Here is a 25,823-nt window from a genome sequence, read left to right as displayed (position 1 = left end):
GTATGCGCTAATTTTAGACAAGAAAAAAGACCCTTCATTTTTTTAGGGCCACATTTCTTGGCGGAGAGGGCGAGATTCGAACTCGCGGTGAGTTGCCCCACGACGGTTTTCAAGACCGTTACCTTAAACCACTCGGTCACCTCTCCGTACACCAAGATATCATAGCAGGATTTTGTCTAATTTTCTATAGGTTGTCGAGAAACCACTAAACTCCATACCTCTGATGCACCCGCTTTTAGGAGCGCTTTAGCGGCGTGCTTCATCGTCGCTCCAGTAGTATATACATCATCAACCAATAGACACACCTCGCCATTTAAGCTAGTTGACGAAAATGCCTCAGAAGCCTGTTTTTCACGTTTTTTACGCGAGGAACCCTGCTGTACAGTATTTGTTCGTCGCGACAACACCGATCGATATAAAAGTCCTTTCTCTCTAGCTACCCGTCTAGCAATGCGTTCAGTATGACCGTAGCCACGAATCCTAACATGAGACGCAATAGTCGGAACAGGAACAACCACAACGTCAGACGGTAAATCCGGCAGAATTTGGCAGGATAAATCAGCTAATATATCACCAGCAGCTCGTGCGCGCTCAAACTTATAAACGTTAATCAGAGCCTCTAAACTACCGCTCCGCTCACCAACACACCAAGCTTTTGTGTATGGGGTAGGGCAGTTTTTACACAGCTGTTCAGACCCGCCCGCCGGACAAAGACAGGCAATACACTGCGAAAACGGCTCATTGATGATGTCGTATTTACAATATTCACATAAAAGTGCTCCAATTGCACCGCAAGAGCAACAGTAGTGGGGTGCGAGCAGGTCAATGAATGAAAATCTCATTGTATTTTTTACGTTTTGCTTATCGTGTTTGTTGCACTTCCCCATGTGCTTAGTTATAATGTACTCAGACTATTTGTCAAACTAGCCAATGAGAAAAGTGGAGGATATCATGGCACGTAAGCAAAATGACGATCTACTGATCGAAGACGAACTCGCTGCAGCGTTCCTAAATGACGACAGCCTGGCAGACGACTCATCTGTTGCTGCCCCACAACAAGACGCTAATGTAACTAACGATGCAAATTGGGAAGACTCAGAAGATGATTTTCCAGGTCAGCTCGCTGTTGATGTATATGAGACAGATGAACAGCTCATCATCAAAGCGCGAACTGCTGGTGTCAACAAAGAAGATCTCGATGTCAGCATTTCTGACGGCATTCTAACGATTAGCGGTACGTTGTCGAGTGGTGATGACAGCGCGGCGACCAACTGGCATATCCAGGAGTGTTACTGGGGAGAGTTTAGCCGAACCCTAGCGCTTCCTGTTGCCGTCAAAGAAGACGAGGTTGCAGCGGTCCTAAAGGACGGTGTTTTAACAATTACGTTTGCAAAGGTAAAACAAGAGCAAGCTAAAAAGATCACTATTCAATAAGTTCAATAATCAGTTTGCCTAAATGTAAGTAGCCGTATCTCTATGTGAACGGCTACTTTTTTGCCGTAAGCACTTAACGTAAACATATAAAAAACAACCGCTCCAAAAGGGGAGTGGTTGTTTTATCAGTATGTGACTTATTTTTCAGCAATAAACTGAACGATCACGAAGTTTACCACTGCATAAGCCAGAATTGCTACGATCAGACCAATAATGGCGTAGAGAATGGTATTCTTTGCGCTTGTCACAGCGGCACTATCGCCCTGAGAAACTGTATAGCGGACACCACCTATAATAAGCATGATGACTGATACAGCACCGATAATAAATAGCAGCACGTTTGTAATCGTCTGGAAAACACCACCTGTACCAAACAGATTAGCTGGCTGCTCTTCACCCTTGGCAGATTTGACACCATCAGTGATACTGAGGTTGTCGGCAAACACCGGGGCAGCACTTACACTGACAACCAGCGCGGGAACCGCCAACAAAGCAAGCAAATGCTTCTTAATATTCAATTTCATGTATCTATTCCTTTCTTTAGATAACCCTTAGTTTTAGTTATATCAGAATCCTAGGGATATGTTAACCCCTTTGAAGCTTAAAATTTCGCAACCACAAAGTTGACAATAGCATAAGCGGAGATAGCGACCAACAGTCCAATTACGGCATATAATATCGTGTTCTTTGCACCCGATACCGCTGACGCATCACCGTTAGAAGTCGTGTATTTGATACCACCTATCACGATCATAATCACTGCAATTGCGCCCAGAATAAAGAGGAGGGCATTAACAATCGTTTTTATGATAGAGCTCGCGCTCTTTTGGGTGCCAGATGAATTACCGCCCGCGGCATCTAGGCCCGACTTAACGCAGTCTTTTGGAGATGAGCACGCTGCAAAAGTCGGTGTCGCCGCACCAACTGTCAAAGTAAGCACTACAGTCATAATTGCCAGTATTATCTTTTTCATCTCGATCTATTCTCCTCTTTGTTATTTACCCAAAATATGTATTTACAAGTGCAACAATCGCCGCGGCACTTAGCGCCACAACAAGTCCTATCACCGAATAAAGTATCGTGTTTTTGGCTGTTGCCACCTTCGATGATTCTCCGCCAGAAGTGGCGTATTGAATACCACCAACAATAATCATAACCACCGCGACACCCGCAAGGATACTAAGCACTAAGGATATCGCCCCCCACACGCGCTTACCGCCAGTTGCGTAGTTTAAACTGTCGTCCTTGACTACGCCACAATCAATACCTGACTGACAGCCACCAAATACATTAACCGCACCAGCCGGTGCGCTGATAGATGTCGCTATGAATGATACCGCCAATACTAGTGCCACTAAGTATCGCTTCATCTTATAGACCCCCCAAAACAATTGCAGTAATCGAAAAGGCAAGAAGCACGACAATCAGGCCAACGACTGCTCCCATAATGGCATTTTTTGCCCGGGTTAGCTGCTGGGGGTTGCCACTAGATGTAACATAGAAAAACCCAGCGGCAATTATTACAACTACAGCAACCACGCCCGCCCAGAAATAAACTGGGTACATAATTGATCTTATTACTGTCTGGTCATTGCCCCCACCAGGCACAGGGATGCCAACATTTGATGCATTTAGTATTGTTGTTGCAAATCGTTCGTATATCATTTATTTCACTACTCCCGCAATTGCATTTACGATCGCAGCTGATAAAACCGCGATAACCAATCCGATCACAGCGTTAGCTATCGTCTTTTTCGCACTAGTCATACCGTCCGAGGATCCCGCGCTAGTCATATACTCAAAACCACCTTTGACAATAAAGAATACTGTCACATAAGCAGCAATAGTCAGTCCAGCCTGTACGATATTAAGTGCGATCATCATAACAAACGAGGTGATGTTTGCTGAACTTTTATTCTTGCCACCAGGGACCGTCACGGAGCAGTCGTCGCCATTGAGCAGTCCTCTATACCAGGGAACAATCCCAAACACAGCACGCTCTTTACTGACGCATTTAGCAGATGACTGTAGTGCTGAAGCTGTCTGCGGAGTAGCCGAAGCGCAACTGACGGCCAATACGAATACGGCAATAACACCAAATAGAACCTTCTTTATCATCCGATAATACCTCCCGGAATAAGCCAGTTAAGCACAAAGAAAAGAACCGCATAAACAAGTAGTCCGACCGCCGTCTCGGCAATCAGATTTTTTGCCTGGGTCACTTTATTTGAGTCAGACCCAGCACTTGAGTACAGAATGCCAGCGTACACAAAAACCCCTACCGCGACGACACCGACTAGACCAGTCAAAACATTTAGCACCAAGGTAAGGAGCTTGAAAATACCTGTTTTGGAGACGTCTCCAGTCGCTTTGTCGGTTCCTTCGCTCTTAGCGGAATCACACAACTCTTTTGGTAGAATCGCACAATTAAAGTCTGTCGCCATCGCAAGACTTGGTACACTCGCAAAGACGACTGATGAGATTAGGGCGCTGATAAGGAGTATTTTCTTCATCTTTTTCTCGTCATTTTATAGTGTACAGTTTGCGTCTCATATATGCAAAGATTTTTCGACAAATAAAGGGGTGAGAGCGATACTATAAGATTGACTTTTTTGCACGAAAGTGTTAGTATGGTAGGGATATGTGGGAACTGCGAAACAGTCTCTCGCGCGGTAGAATATCGCTGCGACGATTTTCACTGTTGGTCACCTCTGTTTTGATGGCCTTTTTCGTGGCAACCATAATGCCAGACGGGATCGCTTTTGCTGATGGCGCAACCCGTTCTGGAGATGATCTCGTATACCAGGGTAGAACATTTACTCCTGCGCCTCAAGAAGTTATTGACTCTATCAAACCTGCTGGCGCACCCGCTAATACTTCAGGCTACTATGTGCAAGATCAGCAAGGCGGCAAAGCACACTTTATCTACACGGCTGGCCCTGGCGCCGAAGCGAAAAAAGGTTTTTACGTCAGCTACGACTTTACGCCACCAAAAAACTTCACCAACCCATCCGCACCTGTTGATATTGAAATCACTGAGGGCGCTGCTACTACAGATGGACCAACGTCAAATTGCGCCGATAGCGTTACCGCCGGTATTGGCTGGATAGTTTGTCCAGTGACAACATTCCTCGCAAAAGGTATGGATATGTTATACAACATCATCTCTGGCTTTATGGCTGTTACTACGGTCACCAACGACACGTCATCATCGCTCTATAAACTCTGGTCAATTGTCCGCGACATCGCCAACATATGCTTTGTGATAGCCTTTTTAGTGATTGTTTACTCTCAAATCACCAGTGTTGGAATCAGTAATTACGGTATAAAAAACATGCTACCGCGTCTGATTATTGCGGCAATCTTGGTCAATGTATCGTATTGGATTTGCGCATTAGCCGTTGACGCCTCGAATATTCTTGGCTCCTCAATTCACAACCTATTTACCGCGATTATGGACAAGATTAATACTGGATCGCAGTATAACAACGTCACCGTCCCATCTTGGGAGATTATCACCGCTGCGGTGCTGTCTGGCGGTGCACTTACCGCAGGTATCGGTATCGCAATCGCCGCCCATACCTTTACTGGTGCGATATTCCTACTGATCCCGTTTCTCGTTGGGGTTATCTTGGCAGCACTGGTTGCATTGATAATCTTGGCAGCTCGCCAAGCGCTTATTACCTGTTTGGTGATTGTTTCTCCACTCGCTATGGTGGCCTATCTGCTACCAAATACTGAGAAATTATTTGAAAAATGGCGGTCAGCCATGATGACACTACTGCTACTGTTTCCGATCTTTTCTGTCATATTTAGCGGCGCTCAACTAGCCGGTCTAGCAATTATCCAAAATGCTGGAGGTAGTATACTGACGATTATCCTTGGTATGGCCGTACAGGTTGCACCAATTGTCGTGACACCTATGCTTGTCAAATTTAGTGGAGGCGTCATAAGCAAGATTGCTGGTATCGTCAACAATCCAAACAAAGGTCTAATTGACCGTACACGAAACTGGTCACAAGGCATGGCCGAGGAGCGCAAAAACAAGGTTCTTGCAGGGCAAACCAAACACTTCAACGGTCGCCTCAGGAAGCTACATGCAGCCACGCGAGCACTCGATAATCGTCGCCGTTATAGAGATGGTAGACGTAAGTCATACGAGGCAAGAGCCGATAACCGCTTTGCTGCCACAAAGTACGGTCAAGCGGTCGAAGCCATGAACCGAGATGCAGCAAACGATAAGCAGCGAATTGAAAACCACTTTGCAGATTCTGCACGTGGTCGACAGCTTGAGCTTCAGGCACGACACCTGGGCGCACATAAACAGGAGATTGAAAACAGCCTCCTTCGCAGCGAAAACGGTAAGCGCCTCACTGAGAGACAGCACCTTGCCGAGATTGACAAAACGCGCGTCAGTAATGAATTTGAGCAAAGTCAATATGGGCAACGAGTTGATCGAGCGAAACGTGTTGCCGAGTCGCAGAAAAAGCGTATCGAAAACACCCATCAAGCAAACTGGGACACTGCTATCCAAACTGACCCTGGTCTAAAGGAGCTTGAACTAAGCGTCAAAGCTAGCGAAGTAAAATCCGTTCTAGCCAAGGGTCAGGTCGATGCTATGCACGCCGAAATACTCGCCAAGGGAGGAGAGAGTGAACATGTCCTCAATCTACGAGGGGTTAGTGCCGACACCCAAGAGAGGATCATCAATATCGCTCGTGATATAAAGAAAGATGGTTTCGATGCCCAACTAACTGCATCTGTAAAGGCAATGGCCGAACGTCAAGCTGCCGAAAACAAGGCTGCGATACTCAAAGAGACCGCTAAAGCGCTTGATGGCGGGCCAGGTAAGGTTCACGTCATCACCGATGCTAACGGCCGAACCAAGAATGTCGTTGAGTATGCCGCGGGTATTAAAGAAGAAGTTGGTAAACGCTCTGTTGTTGCTCAAGCCCGCTCAGAGAGCTCAAAATTCACTATTGATGACGTTAAGAATATCGAATCAACTCTCGATTACGATATCTCCTCAAACCCTGTTAAGCTCCACGAGCGATTTATGTCAGCCAAAACTGATGCTGAGCGCGTCGCCTACACCAGTATCATGGCGAAGCGTGGTGCGCCTGGGGCTCTCAATCTTCGTGAGATGGCCACCGAAATGGACCGTCGCTTCAGCCAGGGTCTGATTGACCGTACGGCACTAAACGACTATAAAGAACTTGTCCTAGCACAAAACCCAAGTATCATGAACATTGGTAAGGACCTCGAGTTCTACTTCACAAATGCTTCTTATGGGCTTGACGATCCAGATCCAACACTTGCCGGCAAGATCAAGACATTTAGTGAGATTGCTAACGCAGCTAGTACATGGGGCAACCTGTCTGCTGATGCCTTCTCGCGCATGAATATTATAAATCAGATGCAGGGACTTCGTATCTTGGCCCACAAAAGTCCAGCCAAGTATCGTACATTGGTTGAGAACCTCAAACGTAGTCCATCGGCAATGGCAAATATGAAAGACGATGTTGTCCAGGCGATCAAGCGTAGTCCAGATGATCCTTATTGGTTCAAAGATAAATTTAATGTACCATCCCGCGACGAGCTGACAGAGTTTGAGCAACATGTCCTGTTTGAATCGCCACGCACCGAATTTAACGAGCGCGATGGATACACCCAAGATGCAGATTACTGGAAGAAGAAATATGAAAGTCAGGTCGCTAAGACCGAAAAGATGTTCAAGGACGCCCGAGCACGCGGTATAGACTATAGCACCGTTCCCGAACACAAACCTACAGATTAAAACTAGTGTTGACAAAAAAAATAATTTTTGCTGTAATGTAGCCACAATTGGTTTTTAGCTGATATAAAGGAGAACAGCTGATGTCAAACCGAGGAGAGAGGTTAAACCAAGCGCATAAACCTATCAGAGAGCGCATAAAAGAGGCGGGCATAAAAGTAGCAACTATTTTTGCGATCGGCGCTACCGCCATCGGAATCACTAGTTGCGCACCAGATCGTGTAGGCGCAAAAGAGCAACCAACTGCCAGCGCACCGTCTACGACAGGTGCTGGGGAGATAGACCCGTCGCCAAGCAACCCAGTACCAACCACCAGCGCCACGGACACATTTCCAGCACCCGAAATAACATATCCAAAAATAGAGCCGTCTTATTTTAACGGTGAAGTAGATCGACAATTACTAGAAAAATACGTAGCAACCGTCGATAAATATCCTACAACCAAAGACGCGGTAAATGCTCTATTTGCTGGACCAACTTTAGAGGATAAAACCGGCGTATACAATAAACTTATGTATGAAGTAGGTCTAGACGGAGTGAGGACCAAGCCTGTTCCTGTCCCTCAAGAAGCGATTATTGCACTCTACGGTCCAGAGCCCAAAGACGGCTACCCAGAGAGCGTTCGGAAATCTATAGACGCATGGAACGAGAAGTATGCAGATTTCCGTAGCGCATACTACTCCTCGGGAGGAAAAACCCCATACGATGATATAGGCTGGAGCGACAATCCGTTTAGGTGCCTCTACGCGCTCAACGTATATAGTCACAACAACAGTAGCCCTATGTACGAACACGGTAGCGCTGCCGGAGAGTTTACACAGCACTGCGAAGGAGGGGGGTATCTCATTGACCACGAAAGTTCAAACTGGACTATGCGAGAAGTTTTCGTTATGGATAGGTACTACCTAGATACCGGAACCGGTAAAGAAGTCAAGATTACCGGTAATGGTAAGGAGAAAGAGGAGGCTAAGGGCTCTATAGTAGAAGCCTGGCGCATCATTGAAGTTCGCGACGTCGAAGAGATCAAGAAAAAATAACTCTTACGTCGTTAAGCTACACAAAGAGCGTACCCTAAAGGTACGCTCTTTGATTTAATCACGAGCAATGTATAATGATATTATCATGCTTATGCAACGGTGGAAAAGAAGTCGATATTTATATATTTTGGGAATAGCCATAGCCTCGCTGGTAGCGAGTAGTATATCGCCAATTATACCCACCGCTCTAGCCGATACACTGACACCAGCTCGTGTCAATTTCGAAGATAAAAATCTACCGTTTGTGCGCATCAATCGAACCGTCATTAAGGTTGGAGAAGCGTTTTTCTACTCTGACGACCCTACCAGAGAGGAGAACAATAGCTATACCGCCGTCGGACTCGATTGTCCTGCAAAACTAACCTATAACCACGAAACTGTCAGTTCTGAGGGGGGTAGCGACTCTACATCCTCGTGGACAATTAAATGGCAACGCGCTCTCGAATCTCAGAGTGGCTGTAACTCAGCTGATGTTACAACCAAGAGAAATGATGACCCGAAAAATAACGGTGAGGATCAGCGGTACTACACAGTATTTTACTTCTCAAAAGACGGCAAGATTAATAGCGTTCTCCACAATAACTCAACAACCTTCACGATGAAGGGTCAATTCAACGCAAACGACACGTACGTCGAGGATGGCAAGCAACCAATTGATTGCCCATCGATCATTAGAAACTCCGGAGATAGGTGGGCGTATATACCGATGCACAAGGTTGATAAAGCCGAAAATGGCTCTGACCAATACGCCTCTTTGATGAGCAAGATTACTGGTGTTGCTAAAGGCGATTTCGCTTGCAACCCCGTAGGCAACGGCCCCGATAAAGACGCAGCTATGACACGTTTTGGACTACCGGGAAGCTACTACGATCGGGGAATAACCAGTAAGAACGACGTGTCAAGCAATTTCGGCTTTAGTGGCGCCGATCTCCATGGCGCACTTCTCAAGGGCGGCGTTCCATATGATTACGCAGAAGGAATCTCTGCTAACGGAAGATATGAGGGTGGTAAAAAAGTAGGTAATGGAAAAGGCGTACAAACTGACGGTGAAGGGAGTAGTGAGGGTAAGACTACCTGCGCCGTAGAGGGTATTGGATGGATTGTCTGTCCAGTTCTAACTTTCCTAGGAGGAATCACCGACAATGCATATAACATCATTAGTGATGCATTCCTAACACTCGACACCGACCTCATCTCAACGAGTGGCGACACCTACACCGCCTGGAAGGCATTCAGAAATATTGCCAACGTCGTATTTGTTATCGTGTTTATCATCATCATTTACTCGCAAATTACGTCAGCTGGGATTACAAACTATGGCATAAAGAAAATGCTACCACGATTAATTGTTGGAGCTATCCTCGTTAACGTGTCTTTCTTCCTGTGTCAGCTAGCAGTTGATATCAGTCAAATCATTGGCTACAACGTCAAGGCTCTGTTTGATACCATAAACAATGCTACAGCGGGTACTGCAGCTGGAAGCGGGCAGTGGTCAACAATCGGACAGGGACTAACCTGGACAGCTATATTCGCCACCGCACTCGTCACGGCCGTCTTAGTTGCGCTTTCTATCTCTATACCGGTTGTTCTCGCATCGCTGTTCGCTGTCTTGATGATTGTGTTGATACTGATGGGACGAAAGGCTATCATTATCCTCCTAGTAATCTTGTCACCAATCGCCTTTGTTGCATACCTCCTACCAAATACAGAAAAGTGGTTTAAGAAGTGGTGGGATATGTTTTCTACGCTTCTCATGCTATTTCCTATCATCGGCCTCGTATTCGGTGCTAGTAAGCTAGCTGGCAACATACTTGCGAAAGCCTCTTCTGGCGACATTCTGCTCCAGGTAACCGCCATGGGTGTCGCCACCATACCATTCTTTGTTGTTCCAAACCTTCTAAAGGGTGCTCTTGCGGCCGCCGGATCTATCGGCGCCAAGCTGCAAGGACTGACCAACGCAGCCGGTAAACAAATCGGTAGTGCGGCTAAAAATAAATCACGTCTTGGTACAGCGATGCAAGATATTAGCAAATACCGTGAACAAAAACGCGCAATTAAGTATGCTCGTGGCAGAGGAGGCGGTATGATTGGCGCTATCGGACGACGTATTGGCGGAAAAGAATACGAACAGAAAGTTCGACTACGCGCCAACACCCTCGAGAACGAAGAGTACGAAAACGACGTCAAAGCAGCAGATCAAATGCTTCTCAGTAGATCGTATGCCGACAAACAACGTATCGCCTCTGGCGAAATAGACGCCTCAGAGGCAGAACGTGATGCGGCGGTTCGATTCATCATATCAAACGGAAACTTCAACGAACGTCGAGATGTTCTTGCTTCAGCAGCCACTATGACCGATAGACAACGCCGCTCAGCAGTCAACGGTGCACGTGCCAAAGGAGATACTGGTGTATACGGAAGTAAAACTCTTGGTGATATTGAAGAGGGGCGATTTACGACTGTACCAGAAGGCCAGCAGGCCAATAGTCAGCATATCAACAATCAATTGAACGCTGGTGCTGTTGACCGTATCGAAAAAGGTGAAGCGGCTCCAGAAACCTTTACCCGCGATTCATACACTGCCGAGTATATGGCTAATCGCTCAAAGAGCGCTAGTGCAGACGCTCAACAGAGGTTTGCAAGTTCACTTTCAAGCTACGCATCAACTGATCAGGGGCAGAAGATACCTACTGCAGTTCGACAACACATCAACTCAGTTGCTGGAAACACCCCTACCGCCAATACCCCACAAAACCAACCTACTCCGCAGCCTCAGTCTGCGCCACCTATTCAGTCGATACCTCAATCTCACCCACAGCAAACACAAACACCACCAACTCAAGTCACCGCTCCACAACCTCAGTCTGCGCCACCAGCTCAAACTTCTACGCGACCAGCCTCTTCTCGGTCATCACAGTCAACCACTAATACGCCATTAGGTTCTCCAAAGAGAGTTGATCACGAGGGTATAGCATTTGAAAAGGCTGATAGTGGACTTTATGTACCGCGAGGTAAATAACTAGATGGCAGTCTACAAAGTTGCTCAAGACGTTGAGGCCGATGACAAACTTCTCGGTCCGTTTAGCTTCCGTCAGTTTGTCTATTTGATCATCGTCGCCATCTCGCTTGGTCTTGCCTGGGGACTCTCTCAGTTGTTTATCGCGCTTGCGATTATCCCGCTACCGATAACCATCTTGTTTGGCGCTCTAGCGCTTCCTCTACGCAAAGATCAACCTATGGAGGTGTATCTTGCCGCCATCGTGTCCTACTACCTAAAGCCTCGTAAACGACTGTGGATACCAGACGGTATTGAGTCTCTCGTAGAAATTACGGCACCAAAAGTTATCGAGGTACAGCGCGCAAAAGACATCACTCAGGTGGAGGCAGAGAAGCGACTATCCTACTTAGCAAATATTGCTGACACCGAAGGATGGGCGATTCGTCACGCCGCCAAACCGTTTAACGAAAGTCCTCTTGTATCTGATGTCTATAATGACGCTCAGCGTGCCGAAGATATACTCGACACAGATGGCAACGTGTCTCGATCACTTGACATGATGCTTGATCAATCTGATGAACGCCACCGACAAGAGGTTGTTGCCCGTATGCACCAAGCGTTTACTACTCCGCCAGAAAACCTAGCTGATACACATATGCCGCCTACACAGCACACCTCAGGGCATCCTACACACCAATCAAACGTCTCTCCACAATTTAATCCATATCCAACGATACGCCAATCTGTTATCCAGCCACTTACGCCGAGTGGTCAGTCGCCAGTTGATCCAAATATACCACCGAACAACACTCAACCACACCAAACTCAACAAACCGACTCTCTGACTAGCGATAATCCTTCGTCAAGCACTAGCAAGAAAGCGGTTTCACCTGATATAATTAACCTTGCAAACAACCCTGATTTATCAATCGAAACGATTCAGCGAGAGGCTAATCGTATTCAAGAGAAGGAGGACGAGGGCGAAGTCTTTATCTCGCTTCACTAGATAATATCGGGTTAGTGACAATATTAGGGAGGGGTGAGTGCCACCAAATACTCAAACAGGTCCAGTATTACAACCTCAGCCGATGCAACCAACATCTGGCGTTATTGGCAGTGGTCCAGAGCAACAATTCACGCCACCTACACAACCCGGCACTACTCCAGAGCAAACCCAGCAACAACAAACTCAGCAAAAGAAGGTAAACTCTACCCAAAATAGCCTACTTTTGTCGGAACTTCGTGACAGTATGGTTATTATGGCCGATGGCAGTTTTCGTGCAGTGATTGCCTGTAAATCGATCAACTTCGACCTAATGAGCTCACGAGAACGAGAGGGTGTAGAGTTTAGCTACCAAAACTTCCTAAATGCTCTGTATTTTCCAATCCAGATATTTATACGTTCACAACGGGTTGATATCGGCCCATACCTTGATCGCCTCGAAGAGGTTCGCCGAGGCCAGGACAATATGCTACTTAATGTTCTGATGGATGATTATATCGACTTTATCGACGCTCTGGCCCAAGAAGCAAATATTATGGACAAAAGTTTTTTTGTAGTTGTGCCGTTTTTCCCAAGCGGTGATATGAGTAATGTTGTCGAACAAGGAAAGGGTTTTTTGAGCAGTATGTTCGGTGGTGGCAAAAAAGCCAACACTGTAACTAGAATAGATAAAGTGACTTACGAAAAAGCAAAAGACGAAATCAAAAATCGTGTTGATGCGGTAATTAACGGCCTACTTCAGGTGGGCGTACAAGCCGTTCAACTCAACACTAAACAGTTAGGAGAGCTGTATTACAACATCTACAACCCTGACACTGCTGTTCGTGAGCCACTTGGCGACTTCGAGCGCGTCACTTCAACCTATATTCGCAAAGCACCCTCACCTGAATCCGGATCTGCACCGCAAACACCGCTACCGCCATCAATGGGAGGAGTAATCTAGTGGCAAAGAAAAAGAAACTCGATCCAATTGATATCGCCGCCCAGCAACGGGCGCGCGAGCAAGCAGAGGTTGAGCAAGCCTTTTTAAAGGGCATGACAACCCTGCGTGACCTCATCGCACCAAGTAGCCTCGAGATTCACTCTAGCCACTTCCGTATCGGTACAAAATACGGCCGAACCCTCTACATATACGGCTACCCACGCGAGCTTTATACTGGATGGCTTTCTGGACTAATTAACATCGACCAGGTGATCGATATTAGTATGTTTGTCTATCCGGTGGAGACTGAAGTTGTCCTCAATAACCTGCGCAAAAAAGTAACTCAACTTGAGGCTGACATGGCTATCAACGCCGAAAAGGGTAAAACTCGTGACCCAGGCAAGGAAGCTGCTCTCGCTGATGCCGAGGAACTGCGCGATCAGCTTCAGGTCGGTGCAGAACGATTCTTCCGCTACGGGCTATATGTGACTATTTATGCAGATAGTCTCGAGGAACTAAGCTTTGTACAACACAGTATAGAGACCTTATTTGGTCAACAACTAGTATACTCAAAAACCGCCTCAAGCCAGCAAGAGCAGGGCTTGAACAGTACAATTCCTCAAATGTCAGACCAGCTCCAGATCCGCCGAAATATGAATACTGGCGCAATTTCTACTAGCTTTCCGTTTACCAGTGCTGATCTGACTCAGGAAAAAGGAGTTTTGTACGGCATCAACATGCACAACAACGGTCTGGTTATTTTTGACCGCTTCTCACTAGAAAACGCCAATATGGTTGTCTTTGCAAAATCAGGTGCTGGTAAGTCTTTCACAGTCAAGCTCGAGGCACTCCGTAGTATGATGACCGGTTCTGATATTCTGATTATTGACCCAGAAAATGAGTATCAGAAATTATCTGACGCGGTTGGTGGCAGTTATATCCGCCTCAGTCTCAGTAGCGACACGCGAATTAATCCATTTGACCTACCGCGCGTTATCGATAGCGACGAGGCAGACGATGCACTGCGTGCCAACCTCGTAACTCTCCATGGTCTACTACGTCTAATGCTTGGAGGTACTACCGCCGGAGGACAGCTTTCGGTTGGACTTTCACCAGCCGAAGAAGCCGACCTAGATCAAGGACTTATCGACACCTACGCTCGTGCCGGAATCACCAGCGACCCGCTGACGCATAACTCAATTCCACCAACCATGGGCGATCTATATGACACCCTCCTCCATATGGGTGGCACAGGACCTCAGCTTGCACAACGGCTTCGTAAGTACACAACTGGAACATTTGCTGGTATATTCTCTCAGCAAAGCAACATTGACATCGACAACACCATGGTTGTGTTTAACATTCGCGACCTCGAGGATGAACTCAGGCCAGTCGCTATGTATATTGTGCTATCGCACATCTGGAATATCACTCGTACAATCCAAAAAAAGCGAATGTTAATCGTTGACGAGGCCTGGCAATTGATGAAGTATGACGACTCAGCAAACTTCTTATTTAGCCTCGCAAAGCGCGCTCGTAAATACTACCTCGGCCTAACTACCATCACCCAGGACGTTGAAGACTTTATGGGCAGCAAGATGGGTCGGGCGATTGTCGCTAACTCATCTATGCAACTACTTCTCAAGCAGTCAACTAGCGCGGTCGATGTGTTAGCTGACGTATTCAAACTTACTGAGGAGGAAAGAAAGCGACTTTCAAACTTCCCAGTAGGGCAGGGTCTATTCTTTGCCGGCCAAAATCATGTTCACATCCAGATTGTAGCTAGCGAGACAGAGCAAGGTCTAATCACAACTAATCCACAGACAGCGCTACAACAACAAGCTCAACAAGCAAATAGCTACGGAGGCGGACGATAGGTTATGGCGGTGCGCGTCGATGACCCTCGCGATATTCAGGGCGCATACGAGGACCGTTTTAAAAACGCAGACGATCTACGTTCAGCTGAAAACCAGAGCAGCGACTCGTACGACGACGCCAACCACCAACAAGACCGATCAGAAAAACAACCTGAGGACATATCAAACTCTATTCGAAACAAAGAAGAATCCGCCAATAGTGGATATATCAATAATTTTACCGGTGGCAAAAAAACTAAAAATAGATTTTCGGCAAAAAACCTCAAAAAAGCAGGTCCTATTGGACTTATCATAACGGTTATGCTCAGTGTCGCTGGTGTCGTTAGTTTCTTTGGTGGTCCAGGTATGCTGGTAGTTAATTTCGTAGAGGTACTAACCGAAAAATTTAACTATCAATTAGGTAGCATAGAGTCTCGTCATCAAAAAATTGTTAAAGCCAAGCTAAAGAACACAACAACTGGCGTCTGTAGCGTCGTCAATATTCGCTGTAAGTACGCGACCTTCTCGGACAAAGAGCTCAAAAACCTCAAAAAGGCCGGTTTTGAGGTAGACGTAGATAGCAAAACAAAGATAACTGGGCGAAATAAGATTAACAGCTTGAAATTACCAGGAGGAGAAGCGATCACCGCTGAAAATTTCTCTTCGGAGATGAAAAAGAACTCCAAGTTTAATGCTGCGATGAAGCAGGCATACAGCATGAAGTTTTCAAGCATGTCCGACAAGGTGTTTCACAAGGTGGCCAAGAAATTTGGAGTTAGCAAAAAAGCACCGTTTGAAGATGGAGTCGATGATAAAAAACGCAAGCTAACGATAGAAGAGAACACCAAGAGCGGTAAAGTTGACACTACAGCCGCCAAAGTTTGTGACGAGGGTAACTGTAGTGATGAAGAAAAGAAACGGCAATCCGAGGCAAACGGACGCGCAAAAGAAGCCCAAGACCTAACTGAGGGAAGTGCAAAATCAGGCTCTAATCTCGCTGACAATGTTATCGAGGACAATGCCGAGGCTATCGCAAAAGGTGCCGCTAAAAGTGCTTCGGGAACGGCTGCAAAAACGGCCCTTAGTGCCGTAAAAATTACTGGACCTATTGATAATGCATGTATGGTATACGGTTGGGTAAAGACGATTAGCTATGTCGCCAAAACACTACGACACGCCCAAATGATACGCTACGCGATGACATTCCTAACTACAGCCAGTATGATCAAGGCGGGTACCGCCAAACCCGATGACGTACGATATCTAGGTGAAATACTCACAAAAGTCGTCGTAAACGGCGACGGCGTTAGAAGTAAATCCGCTACAGACTCTTTCGGTTTCCGATACGCTGCATATGGAGATTCTGGTATCGATGCCAAAGCTTCAACCGCTGTCGCAGGAGCAAACTTTGGCGGTAAGATTCAAGGGACTATCGACTATATCTTGTCACAGCTCGGCAGCCGACGCGCCGCCGACGAGACATGCCATCTACTCGCAAATCCTATAGTTCAAGTTGGATCACTTGTCGCCGGTGCCGTATCATTCTTCTTTGGGGTAGGAGAAGCAAAATTAACATTCCAATTAGCGATGGCTCCACTGATTGCAGTCGCCAGTGCAATCCTGCCGGCAATGATCGGCGATCTACTAGCCGGCAGACTTGTCGACGACAAAACATACGGTGAAAGATCCGGCAATCTCATCACATCTGGAACAGGTGGTATGCTATCAAAAGTTGCCGGGTTCGGCGGTAACAGTATCTTGAAAAAAGATGAAGCAAGAGCATATATGCAAGTTCAACGAGAGGCCGTCCTTAGTTATGCCGAGTATGACCGCCAACGCCTCAGCCCATTTGATATATCGAGTCCAAACACCTTCCTGGGAAGCATTTATACTCAATTCCTGCCTTACGTATACTCAGGATCAACACCAATGAACATACTTTCAAGCTTTTCATCAATCGTGTCAAAAACAGCAAAAAACTTTGTCTCTCCGCCAATTCATGCCGCAACCAAAGAATCATACAGTGAGTGCAGCGACCCCTACTACAAGGAGCTAGGCATTGCAACCGATCCTTTCTGTAACCCTGTGGTCGGCATTCCACCTCAATATCTGAGCGCAGAGCCAGAAGCCGTCATCGACCGCCTCACCAAAGAACATAATGCAATTGATGAAAATAGCGGAAACCCGTCAAGCCAGGAATATAAGGATTTTGTCAAAAACTGTATTGAGCGTGACGACCCATTTGGCGCCTCACAAGCTGACGAGGTTGACAAGAGTAGCGACTGCTTTATAGACAGCCAGTTTAAGGCCGACATGTATGTTCACTACGTAGATCAACGCGCCAATGATATTGGCGAAAATGATCTGCCATCGTCAGCCGCCGCATCAACAGATTCGTCCTCATCTGGTGACGGTAGTGAAGGTGGTGCGTCTGGCGGCGAGAGTAGCCAACCAAGCAGAGACGGTTGGTCGCTACCAATTGAGAATGGTCGCAAGACGTCGCTGATGTGGCACCAGCAAGGCTCAAAAGGCCTCCATAAGGGTATCGATTTTCCTGCACCAGTCGGCACGCCAGTTACCGCTGCTCATGACGGTAAGGTTACTATGGTTCGCAACATGGGGTCGTGTGGCTGGGCGACCGCAATCACAGCCGAAGGGATACCTGGCATATGGCACGCCTATCAACACATGGACCCAACTGTCAAAGAGGGCGACACCGTAAAGCGCGGTCAAAGAATCGGTGCTGTAGGGAAGTTTTGCGGGACTGGACACCACCTGCACTTTAGTATAGAAACAGCTAGTCGTGTAAGCGCCTACGCTGACTCTGGGTCAAAAGACACCTCCAAAGATCCAAAAGGATATATACCGCTATGAAACGTTTGATTATCAGTCTCGGAATATTTATAGCTATCGTTATAGCTGGAGTAATCCTAATGCAAACAATCGGCCCGTGGCGACATAGGAGCATCAATGACTATAGCGACACCGAGATTGCAACATCAATCAAGAATCGACTATCAAAAGACGGATCGACGATCAACACCGAAAATGTGTCTATACAGAAAAAAGAACCTTATCTTGACACGTGGCTCATTACTAAAGTTCAATTTGACAACGAACCAGCGGAGAGCGAGTCTCGTCTAATGGTCTGTGTGTTTAATATCAAAGACCGAATACTTCAGTTAATTGCCTATTCAGGCGATGGATTTTCGGCCGACTCCTTTCCTAGTGATGCACCAGATGCCCTTTTAGAGAAAGCGAACCAACCATGAAACAGATCTTAAAGCTTTGTGCATACTTCTCAATAACTATCCTAATAGCGTTCACTCAAACGGTGCCTGTTCGCGCGCTTGATCAACGATTTTACGCGGGTAACGACATACTATACTACGACCCAGACGCGAAAGATCCATGTGTCACTTCGACAGCCGGATCAGCGGTTAGTGGCAACAGTAACGTCGCGAAGATGTGGAATTACCTCACCGGCAAGGGCCTGACAGGCGAGCAGGCAGCTGGCATCCTGGGAAATATTCAAGAAGAAAGCGAATTTAGCCCGTTTCGTCATGAAACAGGCAAACCGTGGGAAGCTGGCGGGTACGGTATTGTTCAATGGACAGACACTCGCCGTACTGAGATTGTCAATAAAATGAATGCTGCGATGCCTGATTTAATGCAAAAATACTATAAAGAAGAGTACGGAAAAGCGGCCTCTGCCTCAAAAGGATACGTACCAGACGGTATAGATGTCGATGTCAATGATAAGTTTCTCACATTTCAACTTGACTTTCTCTATCAAGAAAGCACGACTAGAAAAGTTAGGCCAGGAATTGGAGCTCCGAGCGGTATCACCGAATGGGAGGCGATTAAGTCATCAAAAACCATCAAAGATGCCTCAAATATCTGGCTTCTTAGTTTTGAGAGACCAAAAGACCAAAGCGCGGCCCACCAAGACAAGCGCGCAGCCAACGGAGAAAAGATATTTGAGGATATGAAAAACCTTCCGCAAACTTCGATTGACTCACAGGGCAACAATACTGGCCCACCTGCTTCAACAGGTCCGCCGTCACATGCGGGAGTTACATACCTAGGTAAAAGTGTCGGCAATATCCCAGCCGAAGGTAAATCTATTGGTGCTTCAACATTTGGTGGTGAATGGTCCGCGAGACTGAATCGATGGGTCAGCACCAATAATAAACAAGGTGTCGAACCAGGCTTCTCATCTGACGACAATGGCGAAGGAAACACCCCTAAGGGTATAGCTGGTAGCGCTGGATACGCTGAGCTATCGACGGGAAGGTTAACATTTAACTCCCTAGGGAAGCTTCCAAACTTTACAAAACTTGAGATATCGTACAACGGAAAAAGTATCATCGCCGAAAAACGAGATGTTGGACAAGGACAGCCTGGCAATAAGGCTGGCGGAAAAACTATCGATATCGACCTCTGGTGGGAGGCGGCAAAATTACTCGATTTCAAGGGTGGTAACGGTGTCGTCCATGTTCGTCCAGTCACAGATAGTACGCCAACAACACCAGTTAGTGGCGCTGCAACAACAAGCACGACAACAACTACCGCGGTAAATAAGGGTGTTATTTTCTTGGACCCTGGTCATGGTGGTGCTATATCGAGATACACTGACGAAAAATCTGGGCTTGTTGCGGCCGAAACCTATAGCACACCCGAGACCGAGAATATGCTAAAAGTCGCAAATCGCGTCAAAACTGAGCTTGAAAAAAATGGATTTACAGTAGTCCTATCCCGAACTACAGACACCCAAAAGCTAACCGCCCGCGAACGTGCAGAAGCGGCCATTGCCGCAAAAGCCGCAATTGGCATCAGTCTCCACTCAAACGAGTCCGTCAACCAAGCTTGGGCACAACGCGAGGGTGCATATCGTCAGTATCAGGATAAAAGAGTGGCTTTCTCAAACAAGACAACCGCCGCCAAAAGTCAGCAGTACAATGCCGCAATCGCAAAAGCTCGTGCCGCCGCCGAGGGTCGAGAAGTTGGATTGGACGAGAATGGATCACAGCAAAAGAGCATATTTAACCGTGAAAGCGTAGCTTCAAAAGGAGATATTCCGCTCGTTTCGCTATTTGCTGAAACTATACCGTGGTCGTATAACGAGTTCGCTCACGGCTCTGACGGCAAGATGGACGAGGGAGAAATCGCAAGATACACTAAGGGAATTGTTGATGGCGTTGTTGCCGCTAACCCTGCGGGCGCAGGCGCTACATCGGGGGGTTGCCCTGAAGATTCATCATCCTTTGCCGGTGGAGATCTTTCCGCTACCACATTAGCTTATGCCTGGCCGACCTACAAAGGTAAAGGTGGTGACGCGACCAAGGCTAAGCCGGAATACGAAGCAGCCGTTGCCGAAGCACAGAAACTCGGTCAATATGTTGGTGGCACGATAAGCACGTGTGGAAAAAGAACTCTAAGCGACGGCGTCGACTGTGGAGGGTTTGTTACTCGACTAGTCGTCAATAGTGGCTGGGAACCTCACTACAACTACGACGCAAAAGGCGGACCGACAGACACCCAAGAGAAGTGGTTGAGAGAAAACTGGCAGAGACTAGGGAAGGGTAGTGAGATAGACACTGGCACGTTAAAACCTGGCGATGTAGCGATGCTTCCTGGTCATACATTCATCTACGTTGGAGATATTCCAGGATTCTCGTCAAAGATCGCCTCCGCCTCACTTTGCGAGCGTGCACCAGTCGCCGGACGAGAGAGTTTGACCAAATCAGATACAACATGGTACAGAAAGAAGTAGGGTATGGATAACGTACATAAAACAAAGATAGCCATCGCCATAGTAGCACTTGCTTTTATCGGAATTATCGTCTGGTCAATTATCCAAATACACCAAGCCGACGGCAAGGTAGCGATCAGGATTATTAAAGCACCGGCTGACGCAACAGTTAAGATTGATGGTAAAAACCACGGGGGAGATACCGTATACCTTGAACCAGGCTCGCACTCATACGTAATCTCACGCCCAGAGTTTAAAACAGTGGCCGGCAAGATAACAGTGCGAAAAGACGCAGCTGGGCAAACAATTACTGGTGTTCTATCACCAGTCAGCGACGCTGGCCAGACGATCTACAAGAACCGACGCCGAGACTTTTCTGCGGCCGAAAGCCAGGCCGGTAAGGCTGCTGTAGAGAGAGGCGAGGAGCAATCAGATGCCAATCCTATTATTCGACTACTTCCATACTCAAACCTCCTGTTTACGATCGGTTATCGTGCCGATCCAGAAGACCCAACAGAGAAAGCCATCATTATAGAGATTGACGCTCCACCAACTTACCGTGACGCCGCTATTACACAGATATCAGCCTGGGGATACAACCCAGCTGAGTATAAAATTCACTTCAAAAATGAGGAGAATCCATTCAAATGAGAAAACTGCTCATCCCAGCCGTTATCCTTGTTATAACTTCTGCCGTCATATGGGGTTTATACGAATTTCTTCAGTACAAAGACGTGACCTTTAATCTGTCGGACAACATATCAAAAGTTGAGATCTACATCAAAGATGAGAACGCCGAAGAAAAGCCAGTAATCGCAACCGTCACCAAAGATAAACCTACCGTTAAACTACGTGTTGGCTCGTATGAATATACCCCATCGGGAGATAAAATCTCAAAAAAGCCTGTTAATTTTAGTGTTAAAAATACAGAGTCTATTACGGTTGACCCAAGCTATTCTGAGTCGTATCTAGATTCAATTGCAAAAAATGAGTTATCTGCCCTTTCTCAAGCTCTCACTGCTAAATACCCAAGCCAGATGCAACGTTTTCAGGCGAATAATACGAAGTTATTTAGCAAAGGAGAATGGGCTGGCGTGCTACTCACCCCTGTAAATATGGACCCATCGAGTCCAGGTGGATACTACCGCGTGCTTGCTCAAAAAAAATCAGGATCGTGGGAGATAGTCAGTACTCCAGAAATAGTTCTCACAAAGTACAATACACCAAACATACCGATCGATATACTAACAAGTGTTAATAATATCGCCATCCGCTAATCCGCGAGATAGATATGGGCGATACCTTCTCGCCCGATAGTATGAGTAGATGTAATAATTATCTGAAGACCGTCTAGTTCCTTGAGCAGATTATTTTGACGAACCTCATCAAGCTCACCAAATACATCATCAAGGAGAATCACTGGATCAACCTCATCATTAGCTCGCACGATATCAACCTCTCGGTACTTGAGGGCAAGGATCAGTGTGCGAACCTCTCCACGCGATGCGACCTCTTCGGCAGGTCGATCGTTTAAACGTATCTCTAAGTCGTGTCGATGTGGACCGACAGAGGTATGTTGCGCACATTGGTCACGAGCAAGGCTATGTTCATAGGCGTGAAGCAACTGTTGACTAGAGGCTCTATATCCAGTGTACTCAAGTCGCACATGATCATTATTACCCGATATGTCCCGATAATAAGCTTGAATAGACTGATTTAATTTGTTGATATAATCACAACGAGCATTGATGATATATGTCCCTGCGTCACTTAAAATAACGTTCCAAGAAAATAGCGTTTCGTTTGTTGTTTCTGTGTATTTTAGCAGCTTGTTGCGCTGAGCAAGGGCACGCTCATATCGCCTCAGCTGTCGTGCGTAAGTCGGGTCATACTGAGAAAGGAAGGTATCTAGATATTTTCTCCTGCGAGACGGTGAACCGTCCACTAAGCGAAGATCATCAGGAGTAAATAAAACGACAGGTCGACGAAATTGTCGTGGAAGTCTCAATGACTTCCTGTCTTCAACTAAAAAATATTTTCGCTTATACTCATTTACACCATAGACTGACGTAACCTCGTAACTATCTGTCTCTATATCGATGCGATACCATGGTTTGCCATTTTTGAGAATATCTTTATCAGTCCCTCGAAAAGAAGAGCCTCTCAGAGCGATATAGATCGCCTCTAAAATTGCTGTTTTACCAGTACCGTTATTACCGTAAATCACGGTAATCGGGCTATCAAACGAAACCGTCTCATCGGAGTGATTACGGAAGTTCTGAAGTCTAAGCGACCTAATGTTCATACTAGCTCTTTAGTGGCATAATAATGTGCGTATAGTTTGGATTTTTCTCGACAGAGGTGAGGACACAGGGGGAGAGTTTTCCGCTAAACCTAAATTCAATTACTTCACCATCAAGGACACCAAGCGCTTCACTAATATAGCGTGAGTTAAGTGTAACCTGCCCGCTAGTAGTGATCTTTGCATCAGCGCTAGAGGTGTTTTCCCCTAATTCACTAGCAATAGAGTGAATGCTCAACTGCTGAGTATCGGCGTCCGCCGTGAGCGTGATACTACCTCCAGACTCACGCGCAAACAACCCAGCAATCTTAACAATACGCGCAAATTCATCCGACCTCAGCTGGATTGAGGTTTCGGATTCTTTCGGAATCAGCTGACGGTAGTCTGGGTAATTGCCGTCAATCAAGCGACTCGTAATCTCAGCACTACCAACCCGAAAACGAACTTGTGTATCATCAAACAACACCTCAATCTCATCAACTCCATCTGTAATCGTACGTAGCACTTCCTGTAGGCTAGACGTAGGCACAATTGCGGCGATCTCACTTTTTGTCTTAACAAGACGGCGCTCTGCCAGCCTATACCCATCGGTTCCCGCTAAGTACAATTCTCCGTCGATTGAATGCCAATAAACACCCGTCAGAACAGGTCGCGTTACATCGCTACTTGTTGTAATAATCGTTTGATTTACCGCCTGTTTAAAATCAGTAACCGAAATTGTATAAGCAACCGCCTCTTTTTCGTCGATGGATGGTAGTTCTGGAAACTCCGAAGAGTCAACACCGCTCATAATCGATGAGAAATTGCCCGACGTAAGTGTCATAGATGTTCCTTTTGTAGATATATCCACAGTTCCTTTCGGGAGGCTTGAAATAAACTCACTTACTAGTTTAGCTGGGAGCGTAAGTGACCCTTGCTTTGATACTTTTGCGCCAATATAATAAGTTGCCGCAATCTCTAGATTGGTCGCTGCAACTAATAGGCGAGTGCCTTCTGTGCGTAAAAGGATATTGCCAAGAATCGGTAGGCCCGCCCTGTTGCTCGCAACACGACCAACGGCACTAAGTGCACGAGCGAGATTATCTTGAGTGACAGACAGTTCCATAATAGTTATTATTCTCCTTTTTAGATTTATGATGAGTAGTTATAGGTACTGTGGATGGTGGGGATAAATCGACTTTTTACAGATGTGGATCTGGGTATTTTTCGTGTGGATATTGTCGCGGATATGGATGTGTCTTTCTTGTGTGAATGTCGGTACTTTTCCGCTGCTAAAGCATAGTTTATGTATGTCGACGAGTGTGCTGTGGATGAGTGAACACAACTTTTACGGGCATATATACGCAAGTTGAACACAGAATTTCCACAAGGACTAGGCATACAGTTTCTCCCGGATTTCAGCGACCTGTTCGCGAATGAGAAAGTCGAGTTTGATCGATCGTTCAATTTTTTCTATCGAATGGATTGCTGTTGTGTGGTCTTTGCGACCTAGCTCCTGGGCAATACGAGGGAAGCTGAGATGAAGTTCGCTTCTTAGTAAGTACATCGCAATCTGGCGTGGCACGACAATATGTTTATCGCGTCGATTACCACATATTTCTTTTATATCTATCTGGAAATGACGGGCAGTTTTTTCGATAACCTGCTTGGCCGTGATATGTTGCGGGCGAGACTGGCGAATATTACCTAACAGTCCTTCGGCAGTTGAAGCGTCTGGCGAGATACCACGCATTTCGGCGTAGGCGAGAAGTTGATTTAAGGCACCCTCAAGCTCGCGGACATTTGTTTTGATGTTTTTTGCTAGATATTCGACGGTGTCACGCTCAAGTGTGACGCCGGATAGTCCCGCTTTTGTCTCGACAATCGCACAGCGCGTTTCAAAGTCGGGCATCTGGATATCAATCGCCATACCCCATTCGAATCGACTGCGAAGACGTTCCGTAAGAGTTGGGATACTGCGCGGTGGCTTATCCGAGCCGATAATAATCTGCTTGTTGGCTTGGTGCAGGGCATTGAATGTGTGAAAGAACTCCTCCTGAGTTTTCTCTTTGCCAGCGATAAACTGCATGTCGTCGATAATTAGGACGTCAACATTACGATATTTATCAGAAAAACCAGTTTTCTTGAAGCGGATACTCTCGAGAAATTCCTTGACAAAAGTTTCGGAGCTAAGGTAGGCGACTTTTGCTGAGCTGTCGTTCTTTATGACTTCATTGCCTACCGCCTGAAGAAGGTGGGTCTTACCGAGTCCAACGCCACCATATATGAATAGCGGGTTATATTTTACTCCTGGATTTGCAGCTACCGCTTGACACGCTGTGTAGGCGAGGTCGTTTGATGAGCCGACTATAAATGAATCGAATGTGTAGCGTGGGTTAAGGGTTGTAGCAGGAGCGGGTTGCGAGCGAGAGACGAGTTCACTGGCGCGATTTTGAATTTCGTTTACGCCTGTAGTTTCTCGACTGATGACGCGCTTTTTTGCTGATTTGACCTCGTAGCAAATATTTTCTGCGTTCACTCCATTACGCTTCAAAACGTCTTTGATTTGATCGTTAAATTTCTTCTCGAACTGACTTTTTGCAAAGATGTTTGCAACACCAATCGTGACAGACGAGTCGCTGTAGTCTATGAGCTCAGTGTTCTTGAACCATGTCTCAAAGTTTCCATGGGAGACCGATAGCTCAATCTCACCGAGAACACTCTGCCACAATGCGTTATGCAC

The 25,823-nt window shown here is 46.5% G+C and carries 21 protein-coding genes, 1 tRNA gene and 1 pseudogene; 12 read left to right on the top strand and 11 right to left on the bottom strand.

Going from position 1 to position 25,823, the window contains the following annotated elements:
- Positions 1-58: 58 nt before the first annotated feature.
- Positions 59-146: transfer RNA gene (locus GWK75_00115), tRNA-Ser, on the bottom strand.
- A gap of 30 nt (positions 147-176) precedes the next feature.
- Positions 177-842, bottom strand: a complete 666-nt coding sequence (locus GWK75_00110) for a hypothetical protein (protein QHU90887.1) — start codon at positions 840-842, stop codon at positions 177-179.
- Positions 843-939: 97 nt separating this feature from the next.
- On the opposite strand from GWK75_00110, the gene GWK75_00105 reads away from it, so the two are divergent.
- Complete coding sequence (locus GWK75_00105; GenBank protein QHU91694.1) at positions 940-1,434, top strand: Hsp20 family protein; 495 nt, start codon at positions 940-942, stop codon at positions 1,432-1,434.
- A gap of 137 nt (positions 1,435-1,571) precedes the next feature.
- Here GWK75_00105 and GWK75_00100 read toward each other — a convergent pair whose 3' ends face one another.
- The 6 genes from GWK75_00100 to GWK75_00075 all read right to left on the bottom strand — a co-directional run bounded on the left by GWK75_00100 (position 1,572) and on the right by GWK75_00075 (position 3,947).
- Positions 1,572-1,958, bottom strand: a complete 387-nt coding sequence (locus GWK75_00100) for a hypothetical protein (GenBank protein QHU90886.1) — start codon at positions 1,956-1,958, stop codon at positions 1,572-1,574.
- 77 nt (positions 1,959-2,035) lie between these two features.
- A complete protein-coding gene (locus GWK75_00095; GenBank protein ID QHU90885.1) occupies positions 2,036-2,407 on the bottom strand; it encodes a hypothetical protein in 372 nt (123 codons plus the stop codon).
- A gap of 25 nt (positions 2,408-2,432) precedes the next feature.
- Complete coding sequence (locus tag GWK75_00090) at positions 2,433-2,804, bottom strand: hypothetical protein (protein ID QHU90884.1); 372 nt, start codon at positions 2,802-2,804, stop codon at positions 2,433-2,435.
- Position 2,805: 1 nt separating this feature from the next.
- Positions 2,806-3,099, bottom strand: coding sequence for a hypothetical protein (locus GWK75_00085; GenBank protein ID QHU90883.1), 294 nt, complete (start codon positions 3,097-3,099; stop codon positions 2,806-2,808).
- A complete protein-coding gene (locus GWK75_00080; protein QHU90882.1) occupies positions 3,100-3,552 on the bottom strand; it encodes a hypothetical protein in 453 nt (150 codons plus the stop codon).
- Positions 3,549-3,947 (bottom strand): hypothetical protein, encoded by a 399-nt coding sequence (locus tag GWK75_00075; protein ID QHU90881.1) that lies wholly within the window; start codon positions 3,945-3,947, stop codon positions 3,549-3,551. The genes GWK75_00080 and GWK75_00075 overlap by 4 nt, the downstream gene beginning before the upstream one ends.
- A 128-nt stretch (positions 3,948-4,075) precedes the next feature.
- Here GWK75_00075 and GWK75_00070 point away from each other — a divergent pair, with 128 nt between their 5' ends.
- The 11 genes and pseudogenes from GWK75_00070 to GWK75_00020 all read left to right on the top strand — a co-directional run bounded on the left by GWK75_00070 (position 4,076) and on the right by GWK75_00020 (position 22,076).
- On the top strand, positions 4,076-7,231 hold the full coding sequence (locus GWK75_00070) for a hypothetical protein (GenBank protein QHU90880.1): 3,156 nt from the start codon (positions 4,076-4,078) through the stop codon (positions 7,229-7,231).
- Positions 7,232-7,311: 80 nt separating this feature from the next.
- Positions 7,312-8,265 carry a hypothetical protein gene (locus GWK75_00065; GenBank protein ID QHU90879.1) on the top strand — a complete coding sequence of 318 codons (954 nt, stop codon included), beginning with the start codon at positions 7,312-7,314 and terminating at the stop codon, positions 8,263-8,265.
- Positions 8,266-8,350: 85 nt separating this feature from the next.
- Positions 8,351-11,284 carry a hypothetical protein gene (locus tag GWK75_00060; GenBank protein QHU90878.1) on the top strand — a complete coding sequence of 978 codons (2,934 nt, stop codon included), beginning with the start codon at positions 8,351-8,353 and terminating at the stop codon, positions 11,282-11,284.
- 4 nt (positions 11,285-11,288) lie between these two features.
- On the top strand, positions 11,289-12,269 hold the full coding sequence (locus GWK75_00055) for a hypothetical protein (protein QHU90877.1): 981 nt from the start codon (positions 11,289-11,291) through the stop codon (positions 12,267-12,269).
- A 37-nt stretch (positions 12,270-12,306) separates the two neighbouring features.
- A pseudogene (locus tag GWK75_00050) lies at positions 12,307-13,140 on the top strand (hypothetical protein).
- 68 nt (positions 13,141-13,208) lie between these two features.
- Positions 13,209-15,065 (top strand): DUF87 domain-containing protein, encoded by a 1,857-nt coding sequence (locus GWK75_00045; protein ID QHU90876.1) that lies wholly within the window; start codon positions 13,209-13,211, stop codon positions 15,063-15,065.
- Positions 15,066-15,068: 3 nt separating this feature from the next.
- The gene (locus tag GWK75_00040; protein QHU90875.1) at positions 15,069-17,918 is read left to right on the top strand and encodes a peptidoglycan DD-metalloendopeptidase family protein; all 2,850 of its coding nucleotides are present in this window, start codon (positions 15,069-15,071) and stop codon (positions 17,916-17,918) included.
- Positions 17,915-18,316, top strand: a complete 402-nt coding sequence (locus GWK75_00035) for a hypothetical protein (GenBank protein QHU90874.1) — start codon at positions 17,915-17,917, stop codon at positions 18,314-18,316. The genes GWK75_00040 and GWK75_00035 overlap by 4 nt, the downstream gene beginning before the upstream one ends.
- On the top strand, positions 18,313-20,820 hold the full coding sequence (locus GWK75_00030; protein QHU90873.1) for a hypothetical protein: 2,508 nt from the start codon (positions 18,313-18,315) through the stop codon (positions 20,818-20,820). The genes GWK75_00035 and GWK75_00030 overlap by 4 nt, the downstream gene beginning before the upstream one ends.
- A 3-nt stretch (positions 20,821-20,823) precedes the next feature.
- Positions 20,824-21,450, top strand: coding sequence for a PEGA domain-containing protein (locus GWK75_00025; GenBank protein ID QHU90872.1), 627 nt, complete (start codon positions 20,824-20,826; stop codon positions 21,448-21,450).
- The gene (locus GWK75_00020) at positions 21,447-22,076 is read left to right on the top strand and encodes a hypothetical protein (GenBank protein QHU90871.1); all 630 of its coding nucleotides are present in this window, start codon (positions 21,447-21,449) and stop codon (positions 22,074-22,076) included. The genes GWK75_00025 and GWK75_00020 overlap by 4 nt, the downstream gene beginning before the upstream one ends.
- Here the strand turns inward: GWK75_00020 and recF are convergent.
- The 3 genes from recF to dnaA all read right to left on the bottom strand — a co-directional run bounded on the left by recF (position 22,073) and on the right by dnaA (position 25,823).
- On the bottom strand, positions 22,073-23,104 hold the full coding sequence (gene recF, locus GWK75_00015; protein ID QHU90870.1) for a DNA replication and repair protein RecF: 1,032 nt from the start codon (positions 23,102-23,104) through the stop codon (positions 22,073-22,075). The genes GWK75_00020 and recF overlap by 4 nt on opposite strands.
- Before the next feature lies 1 nt (position 23,105).
- The gene (gene dnaN / locus GWK75_00010; protein ID QHU90869.1) at positions 23,106-24,206 is read right to left on the bottom strand and encodes a DNA polymerase III subunit beta; all 1,101 of its coding nucleotides are present in this window, start codon (positions 24,204-24,206) and stop codon (positions 23,106-23,108) included.
- A 267-nt stretch (positions 24,207-24,473) separates the two neighbouring features.
- Positions 24,474-25,823 (bottom strand): chromosomal replication initiator protein DnaA, encoded by a 1,350-nt coding sequence (gene dnaA, locus GWK75_00005; GenBank protein QHU90868.1) that lies wholly within the window; start codon positions 25,821-25,823, stop codon positions 24,474-24,476.

The organism is Candidatus Saccharibacteria bacterium oral taxon 955 (assembly GCA_010202265.1).
Taxonomy (GTDB): domain Bacteria; phylum Patescibacteriota; class Saccharimonadia; order Saccharimonadales; family Saccharimonadaceae; genus Saccharimonas.
This window is presented reverse-complemented; position numbering and strand designations above follow the sequence as displayed.

Excerpts from the sequence above, each read along its gene's own strand:
- GWK75_00070 (QHU90880.1), top strand. The coding sequence starts at position 4,076 with ATGTGGGAACTGCGAAACAGTCTCTCGCGCGGTAGAATATCGCTGCGA.
- GWK75_00030 (QHU90873.1), top strand. The coding sequence starts at position 18,313 with ATGAAACAGATCTTAAAGCTTTGTGCATACTTCTCAATAACTATCCTA.
- GWK75_00065 (QHU90879.1), top strand. The coding sequence starts at position 7,312 with ATGTCAAACCGAGGAGAGAGGTTAAACCAAGCGCATAAACCTATCAGA.
- GWK75_00060 (QHU90878.1), top strand. The coding sequence starts at position 8,351 with ATGCTTATGCAACGGTGGAAAAGAAGTCGATATTTATATATTTTGGGA.
- recF (QHU90870.1), bottom strand. The coding sequence starts at position 23,104 with ATGAACATTAGGTCGCTTAGACTTCAGAACTTCCGTAATCACTCCGAT.
- GWK75_00095 (QHU90885.1), bottom strand. The coding sequence starts at position 2,407 with ATGAAAAAGATAATACTGGCAATTATGACTGTAGTGCTTACTTTGACA.
- GWK75_00025 (QHU90872.1), top strand. The coding sequence starts at position 20,824 with ATGGATAACGTACATAAAACAAAGATAGCCATCGCCATAGTAGCACTT.
- GWK75_00035 (QHU90874.1), top strand. The coding sequence starts at position 17,915 with ATGAAACGTTTGATTATCAGTCTCGGAATATTTATAGCTATCGTTATA.
- GWK75_00100 (QHU90886.1), bottom strand. The coding sequence starts at position 1,958 with ATGAAATTGAATATTAAGAAGCATTTGCTTGCTTTGTTGGCGGTTCCC.
- GWK75_00090 (QHU90884.1), bottom strand. The coding sequence starts at position 2,804 with ATGAAGCGATACTTAGTGGCACTAGTATTGGCGGTATCATTCATAGCG.
- GWK75_00075 (QHU90881.1), bottom strand. The coding sequence starts at position 3,947 with ATGAAGAAAATACTCCTTATCAGCGCCCTAATCTCATCAGTCGTCTTT.
- GWK75_00085 (QHU90883.1), bottom strand. The coding sequence starts at position 3,099 with ATGATATACGAACGATTTGCAACAACAATACTAAATGCATCAAATGTT.
- dnaN (QHU90869.1), bottom strand. The coding sequence starts at position 24,206 with ATGGAACTGTCTGTCACTCAAGATAATCTCGCTCGTGCACTTAGTGCC.
- GWK75_00080 (QHU90882.1), bottom strand. The coding sequence starts at position 3,552 with ATGATAAAGAAGGTTCTATTTGGTGTTATTGCCGTATTCGTATTGGCC.
- GWK75_00110 (QHU90887.1), bottom strand. The coding sequence starts at position 842 with ATGAGATTTTCATTCATTGACCTGCTCGCACCCCACTACTGTTGCTCT.
- GWK75_00020 (QHU90871.1), top strand. The coding sequence starts at position 21,447 with ATGAGAAAACTGCTCATCCCAGCCGTTATCCTTGTTATAACTTCTGCC.
- GWK75_00040 (QHU90875.1), top strand. The coding sequence starts at position 15,069 with ATGGCGGTGCGCGTCGATGACCCTCGCGATATTCAGGGCGCATACGAG.
- GWK75_00055 (QHU90877.1), top strand. The coding sequence starts at position 11,289 with ATGGCAGTCTACAAAGTTGCTCAAGACGTTGAGGCCGATGACAAACTT.